General features: G+C 65.0%; 28 protein-coding genes. 18 read left to right on the forward strand and 10 right to left on the reverse strand.

The window, feature by feature from the left end; all coding sequences use genetic code 11:
• Positions 1–12: 12 nt before the first annotated feature.
• A complete protein-coding gene (arsB, locus tag PAF18_RS00310) occupies positions 13–1,059 on the forward strand; it encodes an ACR3 family arsenite efflux transporter (protein ID WP_434802265.1) in 1,047 nt (348 codons plus the stop codon).
• Positions 1,060–1,171: 112 nt separating this feature from the next.
• Here the strand turns inward: arsB and PAF18_RS00315 are convergent, their stop codons facing one another.
• On the reverse strand, positions 1,172–2,284 hold the full coding sequence (locus PAF18_RS00315; RefSeq protein WP_271116658.1) for a site-specific DNA-methyltransferase: 1,113 nt from the start codon (positions 2,282–2,284) through the stop codon (positions 1,172–1,174).
• 89 nt (positions 2,285–2,373) lie between these two features.
• Entirely contained in the window at positions 2,374–3,024 is a 651-nt protein-coding gene (rnhB, locus tag PAF18_RS00320; protein ID WP_271116659.1) for a ribonuclease HII, read from the reverse strand.
• 269 nt (positions 3,025–3,293) lie between these two features.
• On the opposite strand from rnhB, the gene PAF18_RS00325 reads away from it, so the two are divergent.
• Genes PAF18_RS00325 through PAF18_RS00335 form a run of 3 tightly spaced genes read left to right on the forward strand, consistent with a single transcriptional unit; the run spans position 3,294 to position 6,440 of the window.
• On the forward strand, positions 3,294–4,022 hold the full coding sequence (locus PAF18_RS00325) for a GntR family transcriptional regulator (RefSeq protein WP_271116660.1): 729 nt from the start codon (positions 3,294–3,296) through the stop codon (positions 4,020–4,022).
• A gap of 57 nt (positions 4,023–4,079) precedes the next feature.
• Complete coding sequence (locus PAF18_RS00330) at positions 4,080–5,582, forward strand: L,D-transpeptidase family protein (RefSeq protein ID WP_271116661.1); 1,503 nt, start codon at positions 4,080–4,082, stop codon at positions 5,580–5,582.
• Between the two features lie 3 nt (positions 5,583–5,585).
• Positions 5,586–6,440 carry an extensin-like domain-containing protein gene (locus PAF18_RS00335; protein WP_271116662.1) on the forward strand — a complete coding sequence of 285 codons (855 nt, stop codon included), beginning with the start codon at positions 5,586–5,588 and terminating at the stop codon, positions 6,438–6,440.
• A gap of 6 nt (positions 6,441–6,446) precedes the next feature.
• On the opposite strand, the gene PAF18_RS00340 is transcribed toward PAF18_RS00335, so the two are convergent.
• Together PAF18_RS00340 and PAF18_RS00345 are read right to left on the reverse strand one after the other, a co-directional pair.
• Positions 6,447–7,175: a Crp/Fnr family transcriptional regulator gene (locus PAF18_RS00340; RefSeq protein ID WP_271116663.1), complete on the reverse strand. Its 729-nt coding sequence runs from the start codon at positions 7,173–7,175 to the stop codon at positions 6,447–6,449.
• Between the two features lie 103 nt (positions 7,176–7,278).
• Complete coding sequence (locus tag PAF18_RS00345; protein ID WP_271116664.1) at positions 7,279–8,601, reverse strand: FliI/YscN family ATPase; 1,323 nt, start codon at positions 8,599–8,601, stop codon at positions 7,279–7,281.
• A gap of 99 nt (positions 8,602–8,700) precedes the next feature.
• On the opposite strand from PAF18_RS00345, the gene PAF18_RS00350 reads away from it, so the two are divergent.
• From PAF18_RS00350 to gph, 12 genes are all read left to right on the forward strand, one after another.
• Entirely contained in the window at positions 8,701–9,090 is a 390-nt protein-coding gene (locus PAF18_RS00350; RefSeq protein ID WP_271116665.1) for a FlgB family protein, read from the forward strand.
• An 18-nt stretch (positions 9,091–9,108) separates the two neighbouring features.
• Positions 9,109–9,501, forward strand: coding sequence for a flagellar basal body rod protein FlgC (gene flgC / locus PAF18_RS00355; protein ID WP_271116666.1), 393 nt, complete (start codon positions 9,109–9,111; stop codon positions 9,499–9,501).
• Positions 9,502–9,509: 8 nt separating this feature from the next.
• Positions 9,510–9,791 (forward strand): flagellar hook-basal body complex protein FliE, encoded by a 282-nt coding sequence (fliE, locus tag PAF18_RS00360; RefSeq protein WP_491899797.1) that lies wholly within the window; start codon positions 9,510–9,512, stop codon positions 9,789–9,791.
• A 1-nt stretch (position 9,792) separates the two neighbouring features.
• Positions 9,793–10,062, forward strand: a complete 270-nt coding sequence (locus PAF18_RS00365; protein WP_271116668.1) for a flagellar biosynthetic protein FliQ — start codon at positions 9,793–9,795, stop codon at positions 10,060–10,062.
• The gene (locus tag PAF18_RS00370) at positions 10,062–10,781 is read left to right on the forward strand and encodes a flagellar hook-basal body complex protein (RefSeq protein ID WP_271116669.1); all 720 of its coding nucleotides are present in this window, start codon (positions 10,062–10,064) and stop codon (positions 10,779–10,781) included. The genes PAF18_RS00365 and PAF18_RS00370 overlap by 1 nt, the downstream gene beginning before the upstream one ends.
• A gap of 12 nt (positions 10,782–10,793) precedes the next feature.
• Positions 10,794–11,579, forward strand: a complete 786-nt coding sequence (gene flgG, locus PAF18_RS00375) for a flagellar basal-body rod protein FlgG (protein ID WP_271116670.1) — start codon at positions 10,794–10,796, stop codon at positions 11,577–11,579.
• Entirely contained in the window at positions 11,579–12,010 is a 432-nt protein-coding gene (gene flgA, locus PAF18_RS00380) for a flagellar basal body P-ring formation chaperone FlgA (protein ID WP_271116671.1), read from the forward strand. Before flgG ends, flgA begins: the two co-directional genes overlap by 1 nt.
• Complete coding sequence (gene flgH, locus PAF18_RS00385; RefSeq protein ID WP_271116672.1) at positions 12,007–12,732, forward strand: flagellar basal body L-ring protein FlgH; 726 nt, start codon at positions 12,007–12,009, stop codon at positions 12,730–12,732. Before flgA ends, flgH begins: the two co-directional genes overlap by 4 nt.
• A gap of 8 nt (positions 12,733–12,740) precedes the next feature.
• The gene (locus tag PAF18_RS00390; RefSeq protein WP_271116673.1) at positions 12,741–13,289 is read left to right on the forward strand and encodes a hypothetical protein; all 549 of its coding nucleotides are present in this window, start codon (positions 12,741–12,743) and stop codon (positions 13,287–13,289) included.
• Between the two features lie 243 nt (positions 13,290–13,532).
• Complete coding sequence (locus PAF18_RS00395) at positions 13,533–14,462, forward strand: glycosyltransferase (protein ID WP_271116674.1); 930 nt, start codon at positions 13,533–13,535, stop codon at positions 14,460–14,462.
• A gap of 72 nt (positions 14,463–14,534) precedes the next feature.
• A complete protein-coding gene (gene rpe, locus PAF18_RS00400) occupies positions 14,535–15,227 on the forward strand; it encodes a ribulose-phosphate 3-epimerase (protein ID WP_271116675.1) in 693 nt (230 codons plus the stop codon).
• Complete coding sequence (gph, locus tag PAF18_RS00405) at positions 15,224–15,868, forward strand: phosphoglycolate phosphatase (protein WP_271116676.1); 645 nt, start codon at positions 15,224–15,226, stop codon at positions 15,866–15,868. Before rpe ends, gph begins: the two co-directional genes overlap by 4 nt.
• Before the next feature lies 1 nt (position 15,869).
• Here gph and rfbA read toward each other — a convergent pair whose 3' ends face one another.
• Genes rfbA through rfbC form a run of 4 tightly spaced genes read right to left on the reverse strand, consistent with a single transcriptional unit; the run spans position 15,870 to position 19,184 of the window.
• A complete protein-coding gene (gene rfbA, locus PAF18_RS00410; RefSeq protein WP_271116677.1) occupies positions 15,870–16,742 on the reverse strand; it encodes a glucose-1-phosphate thymidylyltransferase RfbA in 873 nt (290 codons plus the stop codon).
• Complete coding sequence (gene rfbD / locus PAF18_RS00415) at positions 16,739–17,590, reverse strand: dTDP-4-dehydrorhamnose reductase (protein ID WP_271116678.1); 852 nt, start codon at positions 17,588–17,590, stop codon at positions 16,739–16,741. Before rfbD ends, rfbA begins: the two co-directional genes overlap by 4 nt.
• On the reverse strand, positions 17,590–18,627 hold the full coding sequence (gene rfbB, locus PAF18_RS00420; protein WP_271116679.1) for a dTDP-glucose 4,6-dehydratase: 1,038 nt from the start codon (positions 18,625–18,627) through the stop codon (positions 17,590–17,592). The genes rfbD and rfbB overlap by 1 nt, the downstream gene beginning before the upstream one ends.
• Positions 18,624–19,184, reverse strand: a complete 561-nt coding sequence (gene rfbC, locus PAF18_RS00425; RefSeq protein WP_271118163.1) for a dTDP-4-dehydrorhamnose 3,5-epimerase — start codon at positions 19,182–19,184, stop codon at positions 18,624–18,626. The genes rfbB and rfbC overlap by 4 nt, the downstream gene beginning before the upstream one ends.
• Before the next feature lie 262 nt (positions 19,185–19,446).
• On the opposite strand from rfbC, the gene PAF18_RS00430 reads away from it, so the two are divergent.
• Positions 19,447–22,479, forward strand: coding sequence for a M10 family metallopeptidase C-terminal domain-containing protein (locus PAF18_RS00430; protein WP_271116680.1), 3,033 nt, complete (start codon positions 19,447–19,449; stop codon positions 22,477–22,479).
• Between the two features lie 20 nt (positions 22,480–22,499).
• Here PAF18_RS00430 and dalA read toward each other — a convergent pair whose 3' ends face one another.
• Positions 22,500–23,012 carry a divisome-associated lipoprotein DalA gene (gene dalA, locus PAF18_RS00435; protein ID WP_271116681.1) on the reverse strand — a complete coding sequence of 171 codons (513 nt, stop codon included), beginning with the start codon at positions 23,010–23,012 and terminating at the stop codon, positions 22,500–22,502.
• 205 nt (positions 23,013–23,217) lie between these two features.
• On the opposite strand from dalA, the gene PAF18_RS00440 reads away from it, so the two are divergent.
• Positions 23,218–23,823 (forward strand): L,D-transpeptidase, encoded by a 606-nt coding sequence (locus PAF18_RS00440; RefSeq protein WP_271116682.1) that lies wholly within the window; start codon positions 23,218–23,220, stop codon positions 23,821–23,823.
• Positions 23,824–23,889: 66 nt separating this feature from the next.
• Here the strand turns inward: PAF18_RS00440 and PAF18_RS00445 are convergent, their stop codons facing one another.
• On the reverse strand, positions 23,890–24,189 hold the full coding sequence (locus PAF18_RS00445) for a 4a-hydroxytetrahydrobiopterin dehydratase (protein ID WP_271116683.1): 300 nt from the start codon (positions 24,187–24,189) through the stop codon (positions 23,890–23,892).
• Positions 24,190–24,214 lie beyond the last annotated feature (25 nt).

Here is a 24,214-nt window from a genome sequence, read left to right on the forward strand (position 1 = left end):
GATTTGACTGAGATGAGCGTGCCCGCACCCGGCGGGCTTGGCCGGTTCGAGCGGTTCCTGACGCTTTGGGTGGCGCTGGCCATTGCGGCAGGCATCCTGCTGGGCAACCTGTTTCCGGGGCTTTTTTCAGCGCTGGCTGGGCTGGAGATCGCCTCGGTCAATCTGCCCGTCGCCGTGCTGATCTGGGCGATGGTGTTTCCGATGATGGTCGGCGTCGATTTCGGTGCGCTGCGGCAGATCGGAGAGAAGCCAAAGGGGCTGGCAGTGACCCTTGCGGTCAACTGGCTGATCAAGCCGTTCAGCATGGCGGCTCTGGGTGTGATCTTCTTCAACCATGTGTTCGCCGGGCTGATCCCGCCGGATGACGCGCAGGCCTATCTGGCCGGAGTGATTCTGCTCGGGGCCGCGCCCTGCACGGCGATGGTCTTTGTCTGGTCGAACCTGACCCGCGGCGATCCCACCTATACGCTGGTTCAGGTGAGCGTGAACGACGTGGTGATGATCTTTGCATTTGCGCCGATCGTGGCGTTTCTTCTGGGCGTGACCGATATCGCCGTGCCTTGGGACACGCTGCTGATCTCGGTCGTGCTATATGTAATGCTGCCCCTGCTGGCCGGTTACCTGACTAGGCAGCGTCTCGTCTCGCAGGGCGGCGAGGCTGCGGTCGAGGCGTTCAAGGCGCGGGTGCAGCCTTTTTCGGTGCTGGGGCTGCTGATCACGGTAGTGTTGCTTTTCGGGTTTCAGGGCGAAGTAATCCTTGACCGACCGCTGGTGATCGTGCTGATCGCGGTGCCGCTGCTGATCCAGTCCTACGGGATCTTTTTCATCGCTTACGGGCTGGCGCGGGCATGGCGCATCCCGTTCAACGTCGCGGCTCCCTGCGCGCTGATCGGCACGTCGAATTTCTTTGAACTGGCCGTGGCGGTGGCGATCAGCCTGTTCGGGCTGGGATCGGGCGCGGCGCTGGCGACCGTTGTCGGCGTGCTGGTCGAGGTGCCGGTGATGCTGTCCCTGGTCGCATTCGCGAACCGCACGAGACACTGGTTTCCGGCTCGGTGATCCACGGAAAAATTGTGCGAAAAAACCCCGCCATCAGGGATGGCGGGGCAAGTTTGTCCGTGCCGAACGAGCGAGGCAGTCGGACATGGCGAAACTGGTATGTTGAGCTGGTCTAGTTCGGACGCTCGTCCAACTCGTCACGGATCTGCTGGCGCAGCGCGTCAATGGGCAGGAGTTTACCCTCGCGCTTGAAATGCCAGTAGGTCCAGCCATTGCAGGAGGGCGCGCCTTCCAGCTTGGCGCCAACCTGATGAATCGAGCCCTTGACGTCGCCGCCCGCCAGGCTGCCATCGGCGCGGACCTTGGCCTTGTGGCGGTTGCCGGTGGAATAAAGCTCTTCGCCCGGGCGCAGCATGCCGCGTTCGACCAGTTGGCCGAAAGGGACGCGGGGCTCGGCGCGTTTTCCGGTCGAGGTCGTCAGCGCCTCGGCGTGAAGGCGGCGGATGCGTGTCATCCGCTTGCTTGCGGCGGCGCGATAGCCGGATTCACGCTCGATCCCGATGAAATCGCGGCCCAGCATCTTGGCCACCGCCCCGGTCGTGCCGGTGCCGAAGAACGGGTCGAGCACCACGTCCCCGGGATTGGTGGTGCCGATGAGAACGCGATGCAGCAGCGATTCGGGTTTCTGGGTCGGGTGGGCCTTGTCGCCCTTGTCATCCTTCAGCCGCTCGCCGCCATTGCAGATCGGCAGCACCCAGTCCGAGCGCATCTGGATGCCCTCGTTCAGCGATTTGAGGGCTTCGTAATTGAAGGTGTATTTCGCCGACTCGGATTTCGAGGCCCAGATCAACGTCTCATGCGCGTTGGTCAGGCGCTTGCCGCGGAAATTCGGCATCGGGTTCGATTTGCGCCAGATGACGTCATTCAGGATCCAGTAACCCTGATTCTGCAGCTCGGCGCCGACGCGGAAGATGTTGTGATAGCTGCCGATGACCCAGATCGCGCCATTGGGTTTCAGCAGGCGACGCGCGGCGGCCAGCCATTCGCGGGTGAACTGGTCATAGGTGGCGAAGCTGGCGAACTGGTCCCAGTGATCGTCGACCGCATCTACGCGGGAATTGTCAGGGCGGTGCAGATCGCCGCGCAATTGGAGGTTATAGGGCGGATCGGCGAAGATCAGATCAACGCTGCCTTCGGGCAGCGCGTTCATCACCTCGACACAGTCGCCCTCGAGAATCTGGTTCAGCGGTAAGCCGCGCGCGGATGCGCTGTTATCTTCGATCATCTCTGCCTCTCGAAACGCCGGATTTGCCCGGTCTGATATGCTCCGAATGATGAGTCAGAGGCGATTCGCCGTCAATTTATTTATTTGAATCAGGGCTTTGCGTTTGTGGGTTTACACAAGATATTGTGGACCGGCTTGAAGCTTCGCCGATGATATGGGGTTAGGCCCAGCGTCATCAGCGCGTGTTTATGCGCCGCAGTCGGGTAACCGGCATTCTTCTCCCAGCCATAGCCGGGAAACTGTTGCGCCAAATCCACCATGAGCTTGTCACGCTCAATCTTGGCGAGAATCGAGGCGGCCGCGATGCTCAGACAAAGCGAGTCGCCCTTGACCACAGCAAGGGCACGATCCTTCAGCGGAGCAGGCACGGCGTTGCCGTCGATCAGCACCCGGCAGGGGGGCGCGCGCAGCCCGTCGACGGCGCGGCACATGGCCAGATGCGCGGCGTGATGGATATTGAGCCGGTCGATCTCTTCGACGGTGACATGCGCCACGGCCCAATCGGCGGTATCTCGGATTTCGGCGGCGAGACGTTCGCGGCGACGCGCGGAGAGCTTTTTCGAATCGTTCAGGCCCTCGGGCAGATGATGCGGGTCGAGCACCACCGCCGCCGCGGTCACCGGCCCGGCCAAAGGCCCGCGCCCGGCCTCATCGACGCCGGCGATGCGCCTGGCGCCGGCAAGCCGCGCGTCCAGCTCATAGGCGTAGTCGGGGCAAATCCTTGCCGCTTGCGCGGGCATCAGCCCCGCCCTGCGTCAAGGTGCCGCGACGTCGTGTTGCGGCGGGTAGGATCGGCCGATTTATTGTTGTTCATTTGTTTGCGAAAACGTCTCATAGCGTTGGCAGGGTCAGAAATAGATTCCGTTACTATACCATTACATCTGATCATCATGTTGTGTTTTTTGCCTCTGCCTCTTTGGACAGCTTTCCTTACGCAGGGTTAACCACGATAAGCCTTGCTTCGAAAACGATTACAGGTTGGTTAATGCTGATCGCGAAGGAAGAGTCCATGCTTGAGAGCGGCGGCCTCGCCCCGGCAGACGGGCCGCGACCGAATACATGGCAGAGCGTTCGGGCAGAGGTCCTGCGCCGCATCCGGGCCGGGATCTGGGCCGCAGGCGAGCTGATCCCGACAGAGCTGGACCTTGCCCGCGAAATGGGCTGCGCACGCGCCACCGTCAACCGCGCCCTGACCGAGCTAGCCCGCGACGGGATCGTGCACCGCCGCCGTCGTGTGGGCACCCGTGTCGCCGACGCTCCGCCTTCTGGCGCGGGCGACACGGCCATCCCGATCCGGCAGGAGGTCGAGGCCAGCGGCGGCGTCTATGGCTACAGGCTCATGGCGCAGAAACGGCTGGGCGCGCCGCAGGACATTTCGCGCGCCATGCATCTGAAGCCCGGAGAGATGCTGTTGCGCTATCGCGCGCTCGTCACCGCCAACGACCGGCCCTATTGCGTCGAGGTCGGATATCTCGCCCGGCAGGGGGCGGGCTGGCTGGATGGAGAGATGCTGGAGCGCGCCGAGCCGGTGGAATGGCTGCGCGAAAGGCTGGACCGGCTGTCGGGCCGGGTCGCGATCCACGCCACGCGACTCACAACCGAGTGTGCAGAGACCCTCGGGGTCGAAAAGGGCTTGCCGGTGCTGACGCTGGACCGCACTCTGTGGTGCGACGGTCTGGCCCTGTCGCATTCCCGTCGCGTCTATCCGCCCGGTCACAAGGTCGGTCTCGCGAAATAAGCCGGGAACTGCGCCGAATCCGGGCCGTTGAGGCAGTATCGACGCAGGAGAAGACAGATGATGACCGCCCTTCGCCCGGCCGCGCTCGCGGCGCTGATGACCGCATCGCTGCCCGCCGCCGCGGCCGCGGCCCCGGTGACGGCGCAGGCGATCGAGGCGGCCAGCTATCAGGGCGGCGCGTTGCCCGGCGGGCAGGCGGCGCTGACGGTCAAGGTGCAGGTGCTGCTCGACCGGGCCGGGATATCTCCCGGTGTGATCGACGGCATCAAGGGCGGGATGAGCCGCAGCGCCATCGCCGCTTTCGAACGGCGCAGCGGGCTGCCGGCGGATGGGGTGATGGACCCGCAGGTCTGGGCCGCATTGCAGCCCTTTGCGGGCGGCGCGATGACGATGGACTACACCATCACCGAGGCCGATGCGGCCGAGCTGACCCAGAGCATCCCGACGGATTATCTGGAAAAAGCCAATATGACCACGCTGGGCTATACCAGCGTGGCGGAAAAGCTGGGCGAGCGTTTTCACATGGATGACGGTTTCGTCACCGCGCTGAATCCCGGCGTGGCGCTGAGCCCGGGCACCACGATCAAGGTAATCGCTCCGTCGAAGCCGCTGAAGGCCAAAGTGGCGCGGATCTTTGTCGAAAAGGGCACCAACCGCGTTGCAGCCTATGATTCCGAGGGTCACATGGTGGTGAATTACCCCGCCACGATCGGGTCCGCGCAGACTCCTTCCCCGAGCGGGTCGCACAAGGTGCGCACGGTCGCGCTGAACCCAGAATACACCTATAACCCGCGCGTCAACTTCACACAGGGCGAGAATACACAGGTGCTGACCCTGCCTCCGGGGCCGAACGGGCCGGTCGGCTCGGTCTGGATCGCGCTGAGCAAGCCAACATATGGGCTGCACGGCACGCCTAACCCCGAGCGGCTGTTTCGCGGCGAATCGCATGGTTGCGTGCGTCTGACGAACTGGGACGCCGAGGAGCTTGCCCATATGGTTCAGCCCGGCGTGACCGCGGTGGAATTTCTGGAACGCGGCACGACGCTTGCCGATGTGATGGGCGAGGCAAAGGGGGTGTCGCAGGCGGTGCAGGCGGCGGCTTCGGCGGCCTCGGCTGTTACCAACCCGGCGAGCGCGGGGTCGCTGACGCTGGCGGCTTCGACCGCGCCGCCGCGTCGGCCCTCTGTTCCGAGTGTGCCCGCCGGGACGGCTGCGGCGCCGCCGAGTGCGCCGACGGTCGCGTCGGAGGTGAGCGGGGCTGAGACGGTGGCGACCGGGACGGCGACGGATGCGACTGCGGTAGAGGCCCCCGCTACGGCTGCTTCTGCAACGGGCAATGCTGATGCGCCGGCGGCCCCCGCAGCGCTTTCGTCGCCAGAGACGGCGCCCGCCGATCCGCTGACCGCGGCGGTCGAGGCGGCGACCTCGGATGTGCCGGATGTGGATGTGAGAGAGCCTGCCACCGCCGCGCCCGCCTCTGGTGCCGATGCCGAGCGGAGCCGCTTTGTGCTGCCGCAGCCGGGGCAGGCGGTGCCGCCCGCCGCGACCGCCGGGGACTGAGCCATGCCGCGCAGGGCCGCCTTGTTGCTGGCCGTGCTGACGGCGCTGCCTGTGGCGGCGCAGGACCGGCCCGGCGACGCGTCGCGCGAAGCGGGGCCCGAGGCCGCGCCGCTGACCGAAAGCCTCCGGCCCGAGGCGCGTCCCCCGATGCCCGCTGCGCCCGATACGTCGAAAGACATCACGGATCCTTTGCCAGAGCCTCCCGCCGACAACAGACCCGACCGGAGCCAGCCGCAGCCGCTGCCGGACGGGCCGCAGATCGCGGCACCGCCTGCCTGGCAGCGCCTGGCCGAGGATGAATTCGGATTTCAATCCTGCCTTTTGGGGCTCAGCATGATGGGCGTGGCCTATGAGACCGCCGCGCCGGTAAGCTCTGCCGAGGATCGGGATTGCGGTATTGCGAGGCCCATCCGGGTGCGCGAGATCCAGCCGGGGCTTGCGCTGTCAGGCGCGCCGCTGATGCGCTGCGCCACAGCGCGGCAACTGGCGCGGTGGGTCCGCCAGGAAGCGCAGCCCGCCGCGCGGCTCTTGCCCGGCGCGCCGCGGATCACCGCGCTGCTGCCCGGCTCGACCTATCAATGCCGGGAGCGGGTCGGCGGAACTTCGGACCGGATCTCGGAACATGCGCTCGGCAACGCGTTCGACATTGCGGGTCTGCAATTCTCGGACGGGACCGAGATGATGATCGCGCCGCGCAATGAGACCGGCGGGATCGAAGAAGCATTCCAGAAAGCGATCCGGCATGGCGGCTGCCTGTTCTTCACCACGGTGCTCGGGCCGGGATCGAATGCAGCGCATGACGATCACCTGCATTTCGACATCATCGCGCGGCGCGGCGGCTGGCGGCTTTGCGAATAGGCGCGTTCAGCGGCTGAGCTTTTCCATGTCGAGATAATCGGGCCGGAACCGCGCCAGCTTGGTCAGGCCGGGCCAATCGAGAATCTCCAGCTCGGTCCCCGCCCATCGGATCAGCCCGCGTTCGCGCAGGTCGCGGACGGCGCGGTTGATATGGATCGGAGAGTAGCCGAGGATATTCGCCAGGTCCCGTTGCAGCAGTGGCAGGGTAAAGCGGTAATCCGCCGCCGCGCCGACGCTGCTGAGCCTCGTATAGATCTCGCACAGCAAATGCGCGAGATGCGCACTCGACCGCAGCGAGGCCGCCGCCACCAGCCATTGCCGGTGAATCGCCGCGTCGATGGTGGTGGACATCCACAGAAGCCGGGTCAGATGCGGCCATTCATCGGTGAGCTGGCGAAGCTGGTCATGGCTGACGAACTCGACCTCGGTCTGGCCCATCGCGATCACGGTATGTTCCAGCCCGGCCAGCACGAAACCGTGCAGATCGACGAAATCGCCGGGCACATGCAGCGCGGTGATCACCCGGTCATTGCCCTGCGCCAGATTGTGGATCCGAGCGGACATGCCGCTAAGCATCAGACAGCTTTGATCGACCACGACCTGACGTGCGACGATGACCTCGCCCGAGGCGAATGTGACCCGGCGGGTCTGGATGCCAGACAGCCGGGCGCGTTCTGCATCGGACAGCGAATCCCGCTGCTCGAGAAACCGGATAAAGTAGTCAGATAGTGCCACGTCTTGTCCCTACAGATCCCGGCGAAACTGCATAATCCGACAGAAAACCGCAATGCGCATACAGGATAACATTCAGCAATCGTCTCATGTTCCCCGAGTAACTTCAATGTGCTCTGCGGGGTGGCGGGCGCAGCGCATCGCTAAGCAGGGCGAAACTATCCGCGCAGCCGCCGGGTGATTTCTGCGCCACGAAGGCGTCGAGCGAAGGGTAAAGCTGCACCGCCTCATCCAGCGCGGGGTCGGAGCCTGCGGCATAGAGCCCGGCCTTGATCATCAGCTCGGAGCCGGCATAGGCGCCAAGGGCGGCGCGGGCGCGTCCGATCAGCGCGTTTTCGGTTTCGCTCGCCGCGACGGGCAGCGCCCGCGAGACCGAGCGCAGCACGTCCACGGCGGGAAATCGCCCGCGTTCGGCAATGGCGCGCTCCAGCACGACATGACCGTCCAGCACGCCGCGCAGAATGTCGGCGATTGGCTCTTCCATGTCAGAACCCGCCACCAGGACGCTGAAGATCGCGGTGATGTCGCCCGCGCCTTGCGGACCCGGCCCGGCACGTTCGGCCAGCGACATGATGAGATGCGCGGTCGAAGGCGGGAAACCCCGATCCGAGGCGGGTTCTCCGGACGCCAGCGCGATTTCGCGATGCGCCTCGGCAAAGCGGGTGACCGAATCGGCGAGCAGCAGCACATGTCGGCCGGCATCGCGAAAATGCTCGGCGACGGCCATTGCGGCCCAGGCGCAGCGGCGGCGGATCAGCGGCGACTGATCCGAGGTGGCGGCGACCACCACCGCGCGCGCCATCCCCTCGGGGCCGAGCACGTTTTCGACGAATTCGCGCAGCTCTCGCCCGCGCTCTCCGATCAGCGCGATCACCACAAGATCCGCTGCGACCCCGCGCGAGAGATCGGACAGCAGGGTGGATTTGCCGACCCCGGACCCGGCGAACAGCCCGATCCGCTGGCCGCGCACGATCGGCAGCAGCGTGTCGAACACCGCGAGCCCGGTATCCAGCCGTGCGCCCAGCCTGTTCCTTGTCGCGGCAGGCGGGGCCGGGGCGCGGAAGCGGCGCTGCTGCGCGCCCTCGCGCAGCGGGCGTTCGTCGAGCGGGCGGCCGAACGGGTCGATCACGCGGCCGATCCAGCTATCATCCGGCGCGAGACGCGGCGCAAAGATCAGCTCGGCCCCCGCGCCAGTCGAGAGACCGTCCAGAGGTGATTCGGGCAGGATCTCGGCGCTGTCGCGGCAGAGCGAAACGATTTCCCCGGTGCGTTTGCCGCCACCGCCCAGACGCACCCGGTCCCCGATGGCCCCATGCGCGCCGAGACCGGCCACGCGGACCAGCCCGCCACGGATCTCGGTCACGGTGCCGAAATGCCGCGCCGGGCGTATTCGCGCCATGCGGGCCGCAATGGAATCAAGTTTATCCAATTTTCTGTCCCCTGCCGTGCCGGGAATCGGCGCTGTCGAAACTGTTTGTAAATCTCTCGGAGTTAAGACCGGGTTTATCGCCGAGCAGGAGATACAGACATGTTGAACGGCCTCGAAACGATCCGGATGGCGCGGGCGATGAACGCCCATGCCGCGCGGCGCATGACCGTGATCGCGGGCAACCTCGCCAATGCCGATACGCCAGGCTATCGCGCCCGCGATCTGCGGCCCTTCGACGAGACCTATCGCGGCGGTGGCACGTCGTCCTTGCGCGCCACCCGTGCCGGGCATCTTCGCGACGCGGGTGGCGGCATTGCGCAAGCCCGGCTGGTCGAGGACCGGGGCGGCCGCGCGCCGAACGGAAACTCTGTCTCTCTCGAGGCCGAGATGATGCGCAGCGCCGATGCAAGCCGCCAGCACGAGCTGTCTCTGGCGGTGTATCGCTCGTCGCTGACCATGCTGCGCAGCGCGCTTGGACGGGCACGGTAAGGACAAGGGAGGGGGCCGATGGATCAGATCATTTCCGCCCGCCAGATCGCCGCCTCGGGCATGCGCGCGCAGGCCGACCGGCTGCGGCATGTCTCGGAGAATATCGCCAATCTCGACACGCCGGGTTACCGTCGCAAGCTGGTCAGCTTCGAGGCGATCATGTCAGGCGGGCGGCAGACCGGTCAGGTCGCGGCCTCGCGCCCATTTCTCGACCGCAGCGCGCTGAGCCGGATCTATGACCCCGCCCATCCGATGGCCGATGCGCAAGGATTCTATAGCGGGTCGAATGTCGATCTGGTCACCGAGATCGCCGACGCGCGCGAAGCCAGCCGCAGCTACGAGGCCAATCTGAAGATGTTCGAACAGTCGCGCCGAATGAGCGCGTCGCTGCTTGAACTTCTGCGCCGCTGAAAGGAGCCATGATGATAAACGCATCGACCGCCGCGAGCGCCTATTTGCGCGCCGCCGAAGCCGCCCGCCCCGGCGCGCCGCAAGACAGCCCCGCCACGGAAGCGGCGCAGGAATTCGAGAGGGTTGTTTCCCAGGCTGATAAGAGCTCGATCGGCGCCATGTCCGGCACCGCGGACACCCATGCGCTCGTCCAGTCGCTAACCGAGGCCGAGCTGGCGCTCGATGCGGCGGTGGCGATCCGAGACAAGGTGGTCGAGGCCTATCAGGAAATCCTGAGGATGCCGGTCTGACATGGATGAGAATCTGATCTTTGATATGGTCCGTCAGGCGCTGTGGATCGCGGTGCGCATGTCCGCGCCGCTGCTTGCCGTGGCGCTGGTGACCGGGGTGCTGATCGGCCTGTTTCAGGCGCTCACCTCGATCCAAGAGATGACGCTCACCTTCGTGCCCAAGATCGGTCTGATGCTGGGTGTGTTCTGGGTGTCCATGAGCTTCATGACCGCGATCCTGTCGGGATTTTTCACCGACGGGATCATCCCCCTCATCTCGGGACTCGGCTGATGGAGAACGCGATCTACGCCGCGCTGACCCGCCAGTCCGGGCTGATGAACGAGATGCGCGTCATCGCCAACAATATCGCCAATGCCAATACCAATGGGTTCCGCCGGGAGGGGGTCATCTTCTCGGAATATCTCAGCGCGACCGGACGTGGCACCGAGGGGCTGTCGATGGCCCATGCGCGCGGTCGTCTGCTGGATCTGGAACAGGCCGGCATGACGCGCACCGGCGGCAGCTATGATCTGGCCATCGACGGGCCGGGCTTCTTCGCCGTCGAAACCGCCGAAGGGCCACGCCTCACCCGTGCAGGCGCCTTTCTGGCCTCGGCCGAGGGCGAGCTGATGACCGCCGAGGGACACCGGCTTCTCGATGAAGGGCTGGCGCCGATCCAGCTTCCGCCGGGTGCGGCGCAGATTGCCATCGGGCCGGATGGCACCGTCTCGGCGGACGGCCAGCAAATCGCTCGGGTCGGGCTTTTCGCTGCGCCCGATCCGGCCACCATGCTGCGCCAGGGCGGCACCATGTTCGCCGCCGATCCCGCCACGCTCGAACCGGCCGGAGAGGCGCGGATCCAGCAGGGTTTCCTCGAGGATTCCAACGTCGACCCCATCGCCGAGATCAGCCGTATGATCGAGGTGCAGCGCGCCTATGAGATCGGACAGACCCTGCTTGACCGCGAGGATCGCCGTATCCGCGACACCATCACCGCCATGACCCGTTAACGGAGAAACCAGATGAAAGCCCTTCAGATTGCCGCTACCGGGATGAGCGCTCAGCAGATGCGCGTCGAGGTGATTTCCAACAACCTGGCGAACATGTCGACAACCGGCTATAACGCAAGGCGCGCCGAATTTGCCGATCTCCATTACCAGCAGGCCACGCGGCCGGGCACCATCACCGCCGCTGACGGCACGGCGGTGCCCGCCGGCATCCAGCTTGGCCTCGGCGCGCGTCCCACCGCAGTGACGGTCAATATCGCGCAGGGCTCGCTCAGCTCGACCGGGGGTGAGCTGGATCTCGCGATTGATGGCCATGGCTATATCGAAGTGACAATGCCCTCCGGCCTGCCGGGCTATACGAGGGACGGGGCGCTGAAACGCTCGGCGGAAGGGCAGCTTGTGACTTCGGACGGTTATCCGGTTGCGCCCGATATCACCATTCCCGATGAGACCCGCAGCGTGGCCATCAATGCCGATGGCGAGGTTTACGCCTATTTCAATGATCGGGTGGAACCCGAGTTGCTCGGGCAGGTCACGCTCGCCGGATTTACAAACGAGAAAGGCCTGGAGGCGATCGGCTCGAACCTGTTCCTCGAAACGAACGCCTCCGGCCCGGCCTTTGTCTCGCTGCCGGGACAGGAGGGGCTCGGCACGCTGCGGCAGGGCTATCTCGAGGAAAGCTCGGTCGATCCGGTGCGCGAGATCACCGAACTCATCAAGGCGCAGCGCGGCTATGAGCTGAACGCCAAGGTCATCACCGCCGCCGACCAGATGCTGGGCGCCACGGTGCAGGTGCGCTGATGCGGCTGCTTCTTGCCCTGATCCTCGCCGCGTCGCCCTCGCTGGCCTTTGCGGGCATCGTCGCTTCGCGAGATCTTCCCGCCGGGACGGTGATCGGGCCGGGCGATGTGACGCTGTCCGAGACCGTGACGGCAGGCATCGCCGATCCCGCGCAGGCTATCGGACGACAGGCGCGCATCGCCATCTATGAGGGCCGTCCGGTTGTCGCGGGCGCCCTGCGTGACCCGGTTCTCGTCGGTCGGAATGAGCTTGTGCGCGTGCATTTCGCCGCCGGTCCGCTCTGGATCGAGACCGAGGGCCGCGCGCTTTCTGAAGGAGCAGAGGGCGACGTGATCCGGGTGATGAACCTCGGTTCGCGCAGCACGATTTCGGCACGCATCCAGCCGGACGGCACGTTGCTCGCGGGGCATGGGACAGGAGGCTGGAAATGAACCGCTATCTGACCGCTCTGCTGCTGCTTGTCGTTGCCGGGTGCAATCGCGTCGATCATATCGGTCGCCCTCCAAGCATGACCGAGTCGCGCAGCACGCCCGAATTCATCGCCATGACCGAGCCGGAACTGAACCTGCCCCAAGGGCCGCAGCGCCCCGAATCGCGCGCCTCGCTCTGGTCCGGTGCGCAGAACTCTCTGGTGCGGGACCGCCGTGCCGCCGCCCGCGGAGATATCCTGACCGTGGTGATCGAGATCGACGACCGTGCCGAAATCTCGAACAGCTCGAACCGTTCGCGATCGGCGGCGGATCAGATCAGCATGCCCGATTTCGCCGGGCTTCCGCAGCGTGTCGAGGCGCGACTGCCCGAGGGTGCGACGATGGGCAGCCTCGTCGATGCCGACGCCTCGTCGAGCTACAAGGGCAGCGGCAAGATCTCGCGGCGTGACAAGCTGACGCTGCGCGTGGCGGCGACGATCATCGACCGGCTGCCGAACGGCACGCTGCATCTACAAGGCAGCCAGGAGGTGCGGGTGAATTTCGAGATGCGCGAGCTGACCGTCTCCGGCTTCGTTCGCCCCGAGGATATCGGGCGCAACAACGAGGTGTCCTATGACCGCATCGCCGGTGCGCGGATTTCCTATGGCGGACGTGGCCAGATCACCGATGTGCAGCAGCCGCGCTATGGCCAGCAGATCGCCGACGTCATCCTGCCTTACTGAGGTCTCCCATGCTGAAGAAATTTTTGCCCATTCTGCTGGCGCTTTTCTGCGCGGCAGCCGGCGCGATCGGGGGCCAGCTGCTGCGTCCCGACAATCCGGCGCTGGGCAGCGGTGACATGGCGGAAGTCGCGGAAGGTGATCGCGGTTCCCACGGCGAAGGCAGCGAAGCGAAAGATGCGCCGCAACATGATGCGGTGGTCGGCGCGGACAAGGCGGTAGGGAAGGGCGGTGAGCGATCCTATTTCCGCTTTCCCTCGCAGTTCTTCGTGCCGGTCATGCGGGGCAGCCGGCTTGATGGGATGATGGTGCTGAGCCTCGCGCTCGAAATGCCCAAGGACATGCAAGAGGAGATCTATCGGCAGGAGTTCCGGCTGCGTGACGGGCTGCTGCGAACGTTGCTGATTCAGGCCAACACGGGCGGTTTCGACGGCAACTTCACCGTCGAGGCGCGGATGCGAAGTCTGCGCGAGGCGCTGCTGAAGACGGCGCGGGACCTCAGCGATGGCGTCGTAACCGACGTGCTGATCGAGGATATCGCGCGGCAGGATTCGTCGTGAACCGCCAAAAAGCGGATCTGCCGCAGCCGAAATGCCACCGCCGCAATCGAGAAGTGCGCGCCCACAGGCTTGCAAGCGAACGGCCCATCGCCGAGACAGACGTTCATCAGGCCCGCGCAGGAACAGCAAGCGGTTGGGATCTGTCCCGGGAGGAAAAACGGGCCGCAGAAAGAGCCTGCCGAGGATGCTTTGAAACCGCCGCAAAGCCGGATAAATCGGTCTGTGACGAAGCGAGAGAGGCATATGGCGAGGATCTGCATCGGGCTTGGGCTCTATAACGGGGCGCAACATCTCGGCGAACAACTCGCCAGCATCGCGGCACAGAGCCATCAAGAGTGGCGGCTCGTCGTGTCGGATGACGGTTCGAGCGATGACGGTCCGCAGATCGTGCGCGACTTTGCGGCGCGCTATCCCGAGGGACAAGTCCGGCTGGTCGAAGGGCCGCGCGCCGGGGCCACGCGCAATTTCCTGTCGTTGATCGCGCGCTCGGCATCGGAGGAATATCTGGCATTTGCCGATCAGGACGATGTCTGGCAGCCGCGTAAGCTGGCCCGTGCGATCGAGCGGCTTTCGGCCGCGCCCGAGGCCGGTGTGTATGCAGCGCGCACCACGATTTGCGATGCGCAGCTCGCGCCGCTCGTTGGATCGCGCAGCTTTCCCGGACCTTACGGGTTCCGCAATGCGCTCGTTCAGGCGGTCACCGCGGGCAATACCTGCGTGTTGACACCTGCCGCTGCCGGTATCGCGCGCCGCGCGGCGGGCGCGGCGGCAAGCGCGGGCATCGAATCGCATGACTGGTGGATCTATCAGATCGTCTCGGGCGCTGGCTTCGGCGTCATCCGCGACGATGAAGAGGTTCTGCTGTATCGCCAGCACGCGGATAATCTCAAGGGGCGCAACGACACGGCAGCGGCGATGAAGTCGCGTCTCGGTCAGCTTTTTGCCGGGGATTACGGCGGCTGGGTTCATGCCAATATCGCTGCTCTGCGCGCCGCGTCAGATCTTTTGACGCCAGAGAACCGCGCCGTGCTGAGCCGTTTCTACGCGGCGCTCGGCAAGACGGGGCCGGCGATGGCGGCAGAATTCGCGCGGATCGGGGTGCGGCGCCAGAGCTGGGCGGGATCGGCTGCTCTCTATGCGGCGGCGCTCGCAGGCAAGCTGCGGCGGCGATAGGACTGCTGACGGTTGACGCGCGCGGCGTTTCGGCCCTATGGCTCAGCCGCATTCCAAGCCGAGAGGACCGCCATGAGCTTCGACCGCCGCATCAAGATCGCGCCCTCGATCCTGTCTGCCGATTTCGCCGATTTCGGCCGCGAGATCGCCGCGGTGCAGAACCAGGGCGCCGACTGGGTTCATGTCGACGTGATGGACGGGCATTTCGTGCCGAACCTGACCTTCGGGCCGCCTGCGGTCAAGGCGTTCCGGCCGCATGTGACCGGGGTCATGGATGTGCATCTGATGATCGCGCCGGTCGATCCCTATATCGAGGCCTATGCCGAGGCCGGCGCCGATCTGATCACCGCCCATGTCGAGGCCGGGCCGCATATTCACCGCACGCTTCAGGCGATCCGCGCAACCGGCAAGAAGGCGGGGGTCGCGCTGAACCCCGGCACGCCGCTCGAAGCGGTGGAATATGTGCTGGATCTGGCCGATCTCGTGCTGGTCATGTCGGTCAATCCCGGGTTCGGCGGGCAGAAATTCATTCACAGCCAGATCGACAAGATCGCCCGGCTGCGTGGCATGATCGGCGACCGGCCGATCCATATCGAGGTCGATGGCGGTGTCGATCCGCAGACCGCGCCCCTGGTTGCGAAGGCGGGGGCCGATGTGCTGGTTGCGGGCTCGGCGGTGTTCAAGGGCGGATCGGTCGATCAGGCCGATATTTACGGGCGCAATATCCGCGCCATTCGCGACGCTGCCGAGGCCGCGCAAGGGTGAAGCTGATTTTCGATCTCGACGGCACGCTGATCGACAGCGCGCCGGATATTCACGCGACCGCGAATGCGGTGCTCGCGGATGAGGGGCTGGCCGGTTTCGATCTTGCCACGATCCGCGGTTTCGTCGGGCGGGGGCTGCCGCATCTGGTCGACCGGATCCTGGACGCGCATGGCATCGCGGATCCGCAACGGGCGGCGCGGATGGTCGAGAAGATGCTGGCCCGCTATGAGAGCGCTGTGACCCTGACGCGGCCCTATCCTTTCGTGCCGGAGGCGTTGCAGACATTGCGTCAGGCGGGGCATGACATGGCTGTCTGCACCAACAAACCGCTGTCACCGGCGCGGGCCGTGCTGGCGCATCTTCGACTTGACGGGTTCTTCGATGTCGTGATCGGCGGGGTTAGCGGTCTGCCGCGCAAGCCAGATCCGGCGATGCTGCACGAAGCGGCCCGGCTTCTTGGGGACGGACGGGCGGTTTTTATCGGCGACAGCGAGGTGGATGCAGAGACCGCGGCTTCTGCCGGACTGCCATTCCTGCTTTTCACCGAAGGCTATCGCAAGGCGCCGGTCGACACGCTGCCGCACAAGGCTGCGTTCTCGGACTTCGCGCTGTTGCCGGGGCTGGTTGCGACGCTGGGCTGAGCTATTTCAGCAACCCGGCGAGATAGCGCCCATATTCGTTCTTGGCGAAGATCTCGGCCCGGCGGGCCAGGTCTTCACGGTTGATCCAGCCCTGCTCGAAGGCGATCTCGTCAGGGCAGCCGGTTTGCAGGCCTTGCCGCTGTTCCAGCGTGCGCACCAGATTGCCTGCATCCAGCAGGCTCGCATGGGTGCCGGTATCGAGCCATGCATAGCCGCGCCCCATGCGCTCCACGGTCAGCAGCCCATCGCGGAGATAGGTTTCCAGCAACGTCGTGATTTCCAGCTCGCCACGGGCGGAGGGGCGGACCTTGGCGGCGCGTTCAGGCGCGCTGCCATCGAGGAAATAAAGCCCGGTCACCGCAAAGGGCGAGGGCGGCTGTTCTGGCTTTTCGATAATCGCTTTCACCGTTCCGTCGCGGTCGAAATCGACGACGCCGTAACGTTCGGGATCGGCGACGCGATAGCCGAACACGGTGCCGCCCTCGGGTTTCGCATCGGCCGCGGCGAGCAGCTCGGACAGGCCGTGACCGAAAAAGATATTGTCGCCCAGAACCATCGCCGAGGCCGCACCGCCAAGAAAACCCTCTGCCAGCAGATAGGCCTGCGCCAGCCCGTCCGGCGAGGGCTGCTCGATCCAGGTGAAGTCCAGCCCCCACTGACTGCCATCGCCCAACAGCCGCTGAAACTGGTGTTGATCCTCGGGGGTGGTGATGATCGCGATCTCGCGGATGCCGGCCAGCATCAACGTGGTGATCGGATAGTAGATCATCGGCTTGTCATAGATCGGGAGAAGCTGCTTCGACAGCCCCATGGTAATGGGATAAAGCCGCGTGCCTGCGCCTCCGGCGAGGATGATGCCCTTGCGCTGCGTCATGCGTCGAGCTCCGATATGACGTCGCGCAGCGCCGCGCGCCAATCGGGGCGGGGGATGTCGAAGTCGTGGCTGATGGCGGCGCAATGAAGCCGCGAATTGAGCGGTCTTCTGGCCGGGGTCGGGTAATCTGCGGTGGCGATCTCGGTCACCTCGACGTCCATGCCGGATTGCGCGAAGATTTCTTGGGCGAAACCGGCCCAGCTTGTGTCGGGCGCGCCGGCGAAGTGATAGATGCCGGCTTTGGACGCATCGGCGCACATCGCCTCTGCCATGCGGATCAGCGCACGCGCGATGGAAGAGGCCGGGGTAGGCCCGCCGATCTGGTCGGAGACGATGCTGAGCCGGTCCCGCTCAGCGCCGAGCCTGCGCATCGTGGTCACGAAATTCCGGCCATGCGGCGAGAACACCCAGCTGGTGCGCAGGATCGCGTATTGTCCGCCCGCCGCGACGACCTCGCTTTCGCCGTCGCGCTTGGTCCGGCCATAGACCCCGATCGGAGCGGTCTCGGCGGCTTCGGCGCGAGGATGATCGCCGCTGCCATCGAACACGTAATCGGTGGAGATATGCAGGAAGGGCACCCCTATCGCAGCGCAGGCCCGTGCCATCGCGGCCGGTGCGTCAGCATTGATGCGCTGCGCCGCCTGAGCGTCCTTTTCGGCCTGATCGACCGCCGTATAGGCCGCAGCGTTGATGACGACGCTCGGGTTGCGGGCGCGGATCAGCGTCGCGCAGCCATCGGGATCGGTCAGATCGGCCTCGTGACGGTCTGCGAAATGCGCCTCGGGCGCGATCCGCGCCAACTCTGTGGCGACCTGTCCGGTCTTTCCGAAAACCAACGCGCCGCGCATCACCCGGTCCCCAGCCGCATGCCGACCCCGTCGCGAGTGAGAAGCGGGCGCCACCAGTCGCCATGTTCCAGATACCAGTCCACGGTGCGTCGCAGCCCTTCTTCGAGCGAGACCGACGGGCGCCAGCCGAGCTCGTCGCGAATGCGGCTCGGGTCGATGGCATAGCGGCGGTCATGGCCGGGGCGGTCGGGCACGAAGGTGATGAGATTCTCATGGGGCGCATGATCCGGGCGCCGTTCGTCCATATGAGCGCAGATCATACGGACGAGGTCGATATTGCGGGCCTCGCTCTCGCCGCCGATATGATAGCTGCGCCCGACTTCGCCTCGGGTCAGCACTGTCAGCAGCGCATCGGCGTGGTCCTCGACGAACAGCCAGTCGCGGATATTCCCGCCATCGCCATAGACCGGGATCGGCGCCCCCTCGAGTGCCTTGAGGATCACCACCGGCACCAGCTTTTCGGGGAAGTGGAACGGCCCGTAATTATTCGAGCAATTGCTGAGCAGGACCGGCAGCCCATAGGTTTCGTGCCAGGCTCGGACGAGATGATCGCTCGCCGCCTTGCTGGCCGAATAGGGGCTGCGCGGGTCATAGGGGCTGTCCTCGGTGAACCGCCCCTCTGGCCCGAGCGAGCCGAAGACCTCGTCGGTCGATACATGATGAAACCGGAACTGCGCGGGTCGGCCCGCCGCAACCCAATAGGCGCGGGCAGCTTCGAGAAGATGATAGCTGCCGGTCACATTGGTGTCGATGAAGGCACCCGGCCCGTCGATCGAGCGGTCGACATGGCTTTCGGCGGCAAGATGCATCACCGCGTCGGGTCGATGCGCGGCAAGTATACGATCAAGCGCGGCGCGGTCCCGGATATCGGCATGTTCGAAGGCATAGCCCGGCGCCCCGGCGACGCTGTCGACATTGCGAAGATTTGCGGCATAGGTCAGCGCGTCGAGATTGACGACCTGATGCCCGTCCCGGATCGCCTGCCGGATCACGGCCGAGCCGATGAACCCCGCCCCGCCGGTGACGAGGATCTTCATGCGCCGTCCTCATAGGTAAAGGGCGAGGACCATTGCACGAAGGCCGGCGCCGCGCGATCCTTTTCCGAAAGGATAGGGGTCTCGACGCCCCAGTCGATGCCGATGGAATCCCACCGCACGGCGCCGTCATGTTCGCGCGAATAATGCGCGGTGCATTTATAGATGATCTCGGTCTCGGCTTCGGTGGTGACGAAGCCGTGCAGAAAACCGGGCGGCACCCAAAGCTGACGGCCATTGTCATGGCTCAGAGTGACGCCGAACCATTGCCCATAGCTCGGGCTGCCCTGCCGCGCATCGACGGCGACATCGTAAAGCGCCCCGCGCCCGCAACGCACCAGCTTGCCCTGCGCCATCGGCGGAGACTGGTAATGCAGCCCGCGCAGCGTGCCCGGTTCGTGTGACATGGAATGATTGTCCTGCACGAATTCCGGCAGATGCAGCCCTGCCTCCTCAAGCCGTTGACGGTTCCAGCTTTCGCTGAAGAAGCCGCGGCTGTCGCCGTGACGCTCGGGCGTCAGCAGCAGGACACCGGGCAGGGGGGTCGTCTCGATATTCATAGCGGCGCGGTCCTGTTCCGATCCCTGTCTCACCTGCCACGACTTCTTGCGTTGCACAAGCGGCGCGGCCCGTTGCCGGGGGGCGGCCCCGATAGACACGCGGCCTCAAGGCGGCGCGCGGGTCGGATAAAGTTCATCTCAATTCCGATGCAGAAAGCGGCGGAAAACGCGCGCGCGCTAGCGAATGGATAAGGGCTTTCTGCCACCATGAAAGGCGGGTTCTGAGTGGTTTTGGGTGGTGCCGGGGATGTATCTGAAACACGTGACGACTTTGACCGTCCGCAAGGCCGGGTTCTCAAGCAATATCGCCGACATGATGCTGGTCGATATGGCGCGCGGCCCGGTTCTGATCACCGCTTCGAACAAGGGCGGCGGGCTGGTCAGCTTCGGCCTTAACGACGCTGACCAGCCGGCACAGGGAATCCGGCTTCAGATGCCGCCCGATTTCGGCATCTACTACGACGCCCCCACATTGGAGCTGATCGACACCGCGGATGGGCCGCGTTTGGTCGTGACAGGTCAGCATGGCAGCGTACATGAGGGTCTGGTGCTGACCAGCAAGGGCTCGATGGCCGGTTTCGCGCCGCTTTTGAGGCCCGGCGATATTCCCGGTGATGTGGTGGCACTGGAGACAGTTTCGGTCGGCGGTCGGGATTATCTCATCGCGGGGCGCGATGGCAATATGACGATGACGCTTTACCGGATGGGCAGCGACGCACATCTGACCGAGATCGGCAGCGCCGGGCCGGGGCGGCTTCGCCGCGTCGACGCCGAATATGACGACATACAGACGCTCAAGGCAGGCAGCGGGGATTTCGCCATTGGTGTCTCGGCGCGTGGCGACGTCATCGCGATTTACCGTATCGGATCGGACGGGCTGCGCCTGACCGAGCGGGTCGATTCAAGCGACAATATCGGCATCACCGCGCCGCGCGGGATCGGGACGCTGGTCACCGATCACGGCAGCTTCGTGATCGTCGCCGGGGCAGAGAGCGACTCGCTCAGCGTGTTTCGGCTCGATGGATCGGGAAAGTTGCATCTGACCGATCATGTGGTCGATTCCCTTCTGACGCGCTTTCAATCCGCGACCGCGATCGCCACGGTCGAGATCGGCGGGCGCGGCTTTATCTTCGTCGGCGGCGCGGATGACGGGATCTCGGTCCTCACGCTGGACGGGGATGGCCGGCTGATCTTGCTGAAGGTATTGGCGGATAGCCACGCAATGGCGCTCGCCGACGTCTCTGCGATCGAGGCGGGGGTGATCGGTGGGCAGATCGCGCTTTTTGTCGCGAGCGCGACAGAGGGCGGGGTGACGCAGCTCCGGCTCGATCCGGGAGAGATCGGCGCATCGAAGGTCGGCAGCGGACGGATCAGCGGCACTGCGGCGGATGACATTGTCGTCGGGCGCGGGGCCTCATCCGCAATCTCTGGTGGCGCGGGCGACGATATTCTGGTGGCGCGCACGGGGAATGCCGCCCTGCGTGGCGGCGCGGGGGCGGATATTTTCGTGCCGGGCCACGGCGCCGAGCAGGTCATCATCCATGATTTCGATCGCCAGCGCGATGTGCTGGATCTGTCCGAACTGGCCTATATTCGCAGTGTTGCGCAGCTGCGCATCACGCCGACAGCAGAGGGCGCTCTGCTCGTTGCGGGTGAGCTGCGGATTGAGATTCGCAGTGCCGGCGGCGAGACGCTGATGCCGTGGCATTTTACAGACGAGATTTTCCGGCTGGCACATTACGTGAACGATATCGATTATGTGGATCTGGTGACTCCGGTCGTTCCTGATCCGGGGAGCCCGTCGAAAGGCGGGTCGGGTGGCGGCAGTTCTCATCCCGGATATGTTGCGCCGCCGCCGCTGCCGAAGATCCCCGAGACAGGTAAGCTGGTCGGCTCGATGCGCGAAGACAGGATCGCCGCCCGGCCGGAAGGCAGCACCATCTTCGGCAGGGCGGGCGACGATACGATCCTGGGTGGCCCTGGTCGGGACAGCTTGTTCGGCAGTCGCGGCGATGACCTCATCAAGGGCGCGAAAGCCGGCGACAAGCTGGATGGCGGCGCGGGAAATGACACGCTTTGGGGACAGTCGGGCCATGACAGGATCTCTGCCGGAGAGGGTGGCGACGTGGTGCAGGGTGGCTCTGGCAATGATCGCATCTGGGGCCAAAATGGGTCCGACAAGCTGTTTGGCGGCACTGGCGGCGACATCATCATCGGCGGTAAGGGGAACGACCTTATCCGCGGCGGCAGCGGCAACGATCTGCTTCGCGGGGGTCGGGGCCGGGACACGCTGGATGGCGGATCGGGTCACGACCGGCTCATCGCAGGCGCGGATAAGAGCAAGCTGCGCGGCGGCGACGGCAACGACATGATGCGAAGCTGGGGCACGGAAAGCACGCAGGTCGCGGGCAACGGCCATGACACGGTGCATGGTAGCATGGGCGACGACTTCATCTTTCTCGGCGCTGGCGACGACCGCGCTTTTGGCCGGAGTGGAGATGATCTGATCAAGGGCGGGCCGGGCGCGGACAGCCTTTCCGGCAATCGCGGCGATGATCGTCTGATCGGCCGAGAGGACGACGACCGGATCACCGGCGGCGCTGGGAACGACACGCTGCGCGGCGATCGCGGCAACGATACCCTGCGCGGAGAAATGGGGAATGACAAGCTCGTCGGCGGTGCCGGTCGCGACCGGCTGTCTGGCGGTGCCGACCGCGACTTGCTGTTTGGCGGCGCCGACGGCGATTCAATTCAGGGCAATCGCGGCAATGACCGGATGAAGGGCGAGGACGGTCGTGACAGCCTGTTCGGCGGCAGCGGCGACGATCATATGAGCGGCGGCGATCAAAATGACCGGCTCTTTGGGGGCTCGGGGAAAGATCAGATTTTCGGCGGCACCGGCGACGATCGGCTGGAGGGCGGGTCAGGCGCAGACCGGCTCTCGGGCGGATCGGGCAATGATACGCTGGACGGGGGCGCGGGCTGGGACACGCTCAGCGGAGGGGCGGGGGCGGACCATTTCGTCTTTGCGCGGCCTTCGGCCAAGGGTCGTCCCGACAGGGATTTGATCGCGGATTTCCGCAGTGGCGAAGATGTAATCGACCTGTCGGCGATGCCGTCATCGCTGACCTGGATCGACGACGCGCCCTATCGTGCCAGCGGCCGGGCCGAGATCCGAATGCACGAATACAGCAGCAAGACCCGCCTCATGATCGACATTGACGGGGACGGCGACAGCGATCTTTACATCGACATCGAAGGAACCCGGCTGAGCCCCTTCGATCTGTTGTTTTGACCAGCGGCGGCCCGCCCGGCCTATTTCCCCGTGATGAGCGTCCACCAGATTTTCTTCGACGGCTCCTGATACCACGCAATGCCGAGCGTTGTCGCAGTCGGGTCCATGATCACGTCTCGCGTGTCGCGCGTTTCCATCCAGGCTTGCAGCGTCGCGATGTCGTTTTCATAGCTTTCGCTGATATTCTCGCCCACCAGTTCGCCGGCATACCCGGCGCGCCGCGCGCGATCGAGCGGCGAAGACCCGTCAGAGCCGAAATGCCAGGCCCGGTTCTGCGCCGCCATATCCCGCGAATGTGCGGCGGCAGCGGCGCTGAGCGCCGGGTCGAGCGTCAGCGGCGATGCGCTTGAGCCCGAGCGCAGGATATTCACCTGTTCCAGAACGCGGTTCGGAATGGCCGCAGCCTCGGATGCGCCGATCGTATAGGCGACCGGGATCGGCTGGCCGTCCGGGCCAAGCTGGCTGCCGGGAGTGCGGGGTGCGCAGCCGGCCAGCGTCAGGCCGACGGCGAGAATCAGGGTGATACGCTTCATGCTGCCCTCTGAAGTCTTGTTGTGATTTTTACCCCGTTTACAGCGCTGAACGCCGCTGGCAAAGCCAATATTGCGTGATTTTCACCACAACGCCGCGCCGATCTCTGCCGCTGACGAGAGTTTGAGTTGCCCGCTGCGATTCGGCGGATTATCGCTGATGACAGAGTTGCAAGGCCGCGTCAGACGGCCCGAGCAGGAGACAGACATGACCGATCAATATCGCGGCTTCAGCCGCCGACATTTCGTGGGCGCCGCCGCCGCACTGGGCGCGGCAGGGCTGGCGGCGCCGGCATTGGCGCAGAATACGCCGGATGCAGGGCTGGTCCAATATGACAGCGAGGCCGACCAGCGCCGCAATATTTCGAGCTTTCGGGCGCAGGACTGGCGCCCTTACTTCACCACGCTGACCAATGGCGCGATCCTGTGTGACCTGACCTCGCGCGCGGTCCATTACTGGTCCGAGGATGAAAGCATATATCGGCTCTACCCGTCCTCGATCCCGGTCAGCAAGGACCTGACCCGCAAGGGCCGGACCGAGATCATCAAGAAGGTCGAAGGCCCAAGCTGGGCACCGACACCCGACATGAAAAAGCGCAACCCTGAGTGGCCCGATTTCGTGCCTCCCGGGCCGGACAACCCGCTTGGCACCCATGCGCTGTGGTTCAGCTGGCAGTACTACCGGCTGCACGGCACCCATGACACACGCAAGATCGGCCGCAAGTCGTCCAATGGCTGCATCGGGCTTTACAACGAACATATCAAGGAAATGTATGATCTGACCAAGATCGGCACGCAGGTGCTGCTGATCTAGACTGATCTGAAACCGGGATGGGAAAAGGGGCCGCGCGGCCCCTTTTTCATGCGAGACGCGATGCTGCTATGCGGTCAGCTCATCCAGCTGAGCCGCGGCGTCGAAGTCCCGATCTGTCAGCCCCCCGACGTCATGGCTGGTGAAGGTTACCTCGCAATAACCGAAGCCGAAGCTGATATCGGGGTGATGGTCCCGCTTGTTGCCGAGCCAGGCGGCGAGATTGGCCATCTCGACCGCTCTCAGGAAGCCCTTGAACTCGAAGCGCCGGGTGATCTTGGTGGCGTCCTCCGACAGGTTCCAGCCATTCAGGCGGCTCAGCCTGTCCCGCGCGGTCGCGGCGTCATAGGCGGTGTCGTCTGCGGGCATGATTTTCCTCCTGCGCGTGATCCAG

Source organism: Paracoccus sediminicola (genome assembly GCF_027912835.1).
GTDB classification, from domain to species: domain Bacteria; phylum Pseudomonadota; class Alphaproteobacteria; order Rhodobacterales; family Rhodobacteraceae; genus Paracoccus; species Paracoccus sediminicola.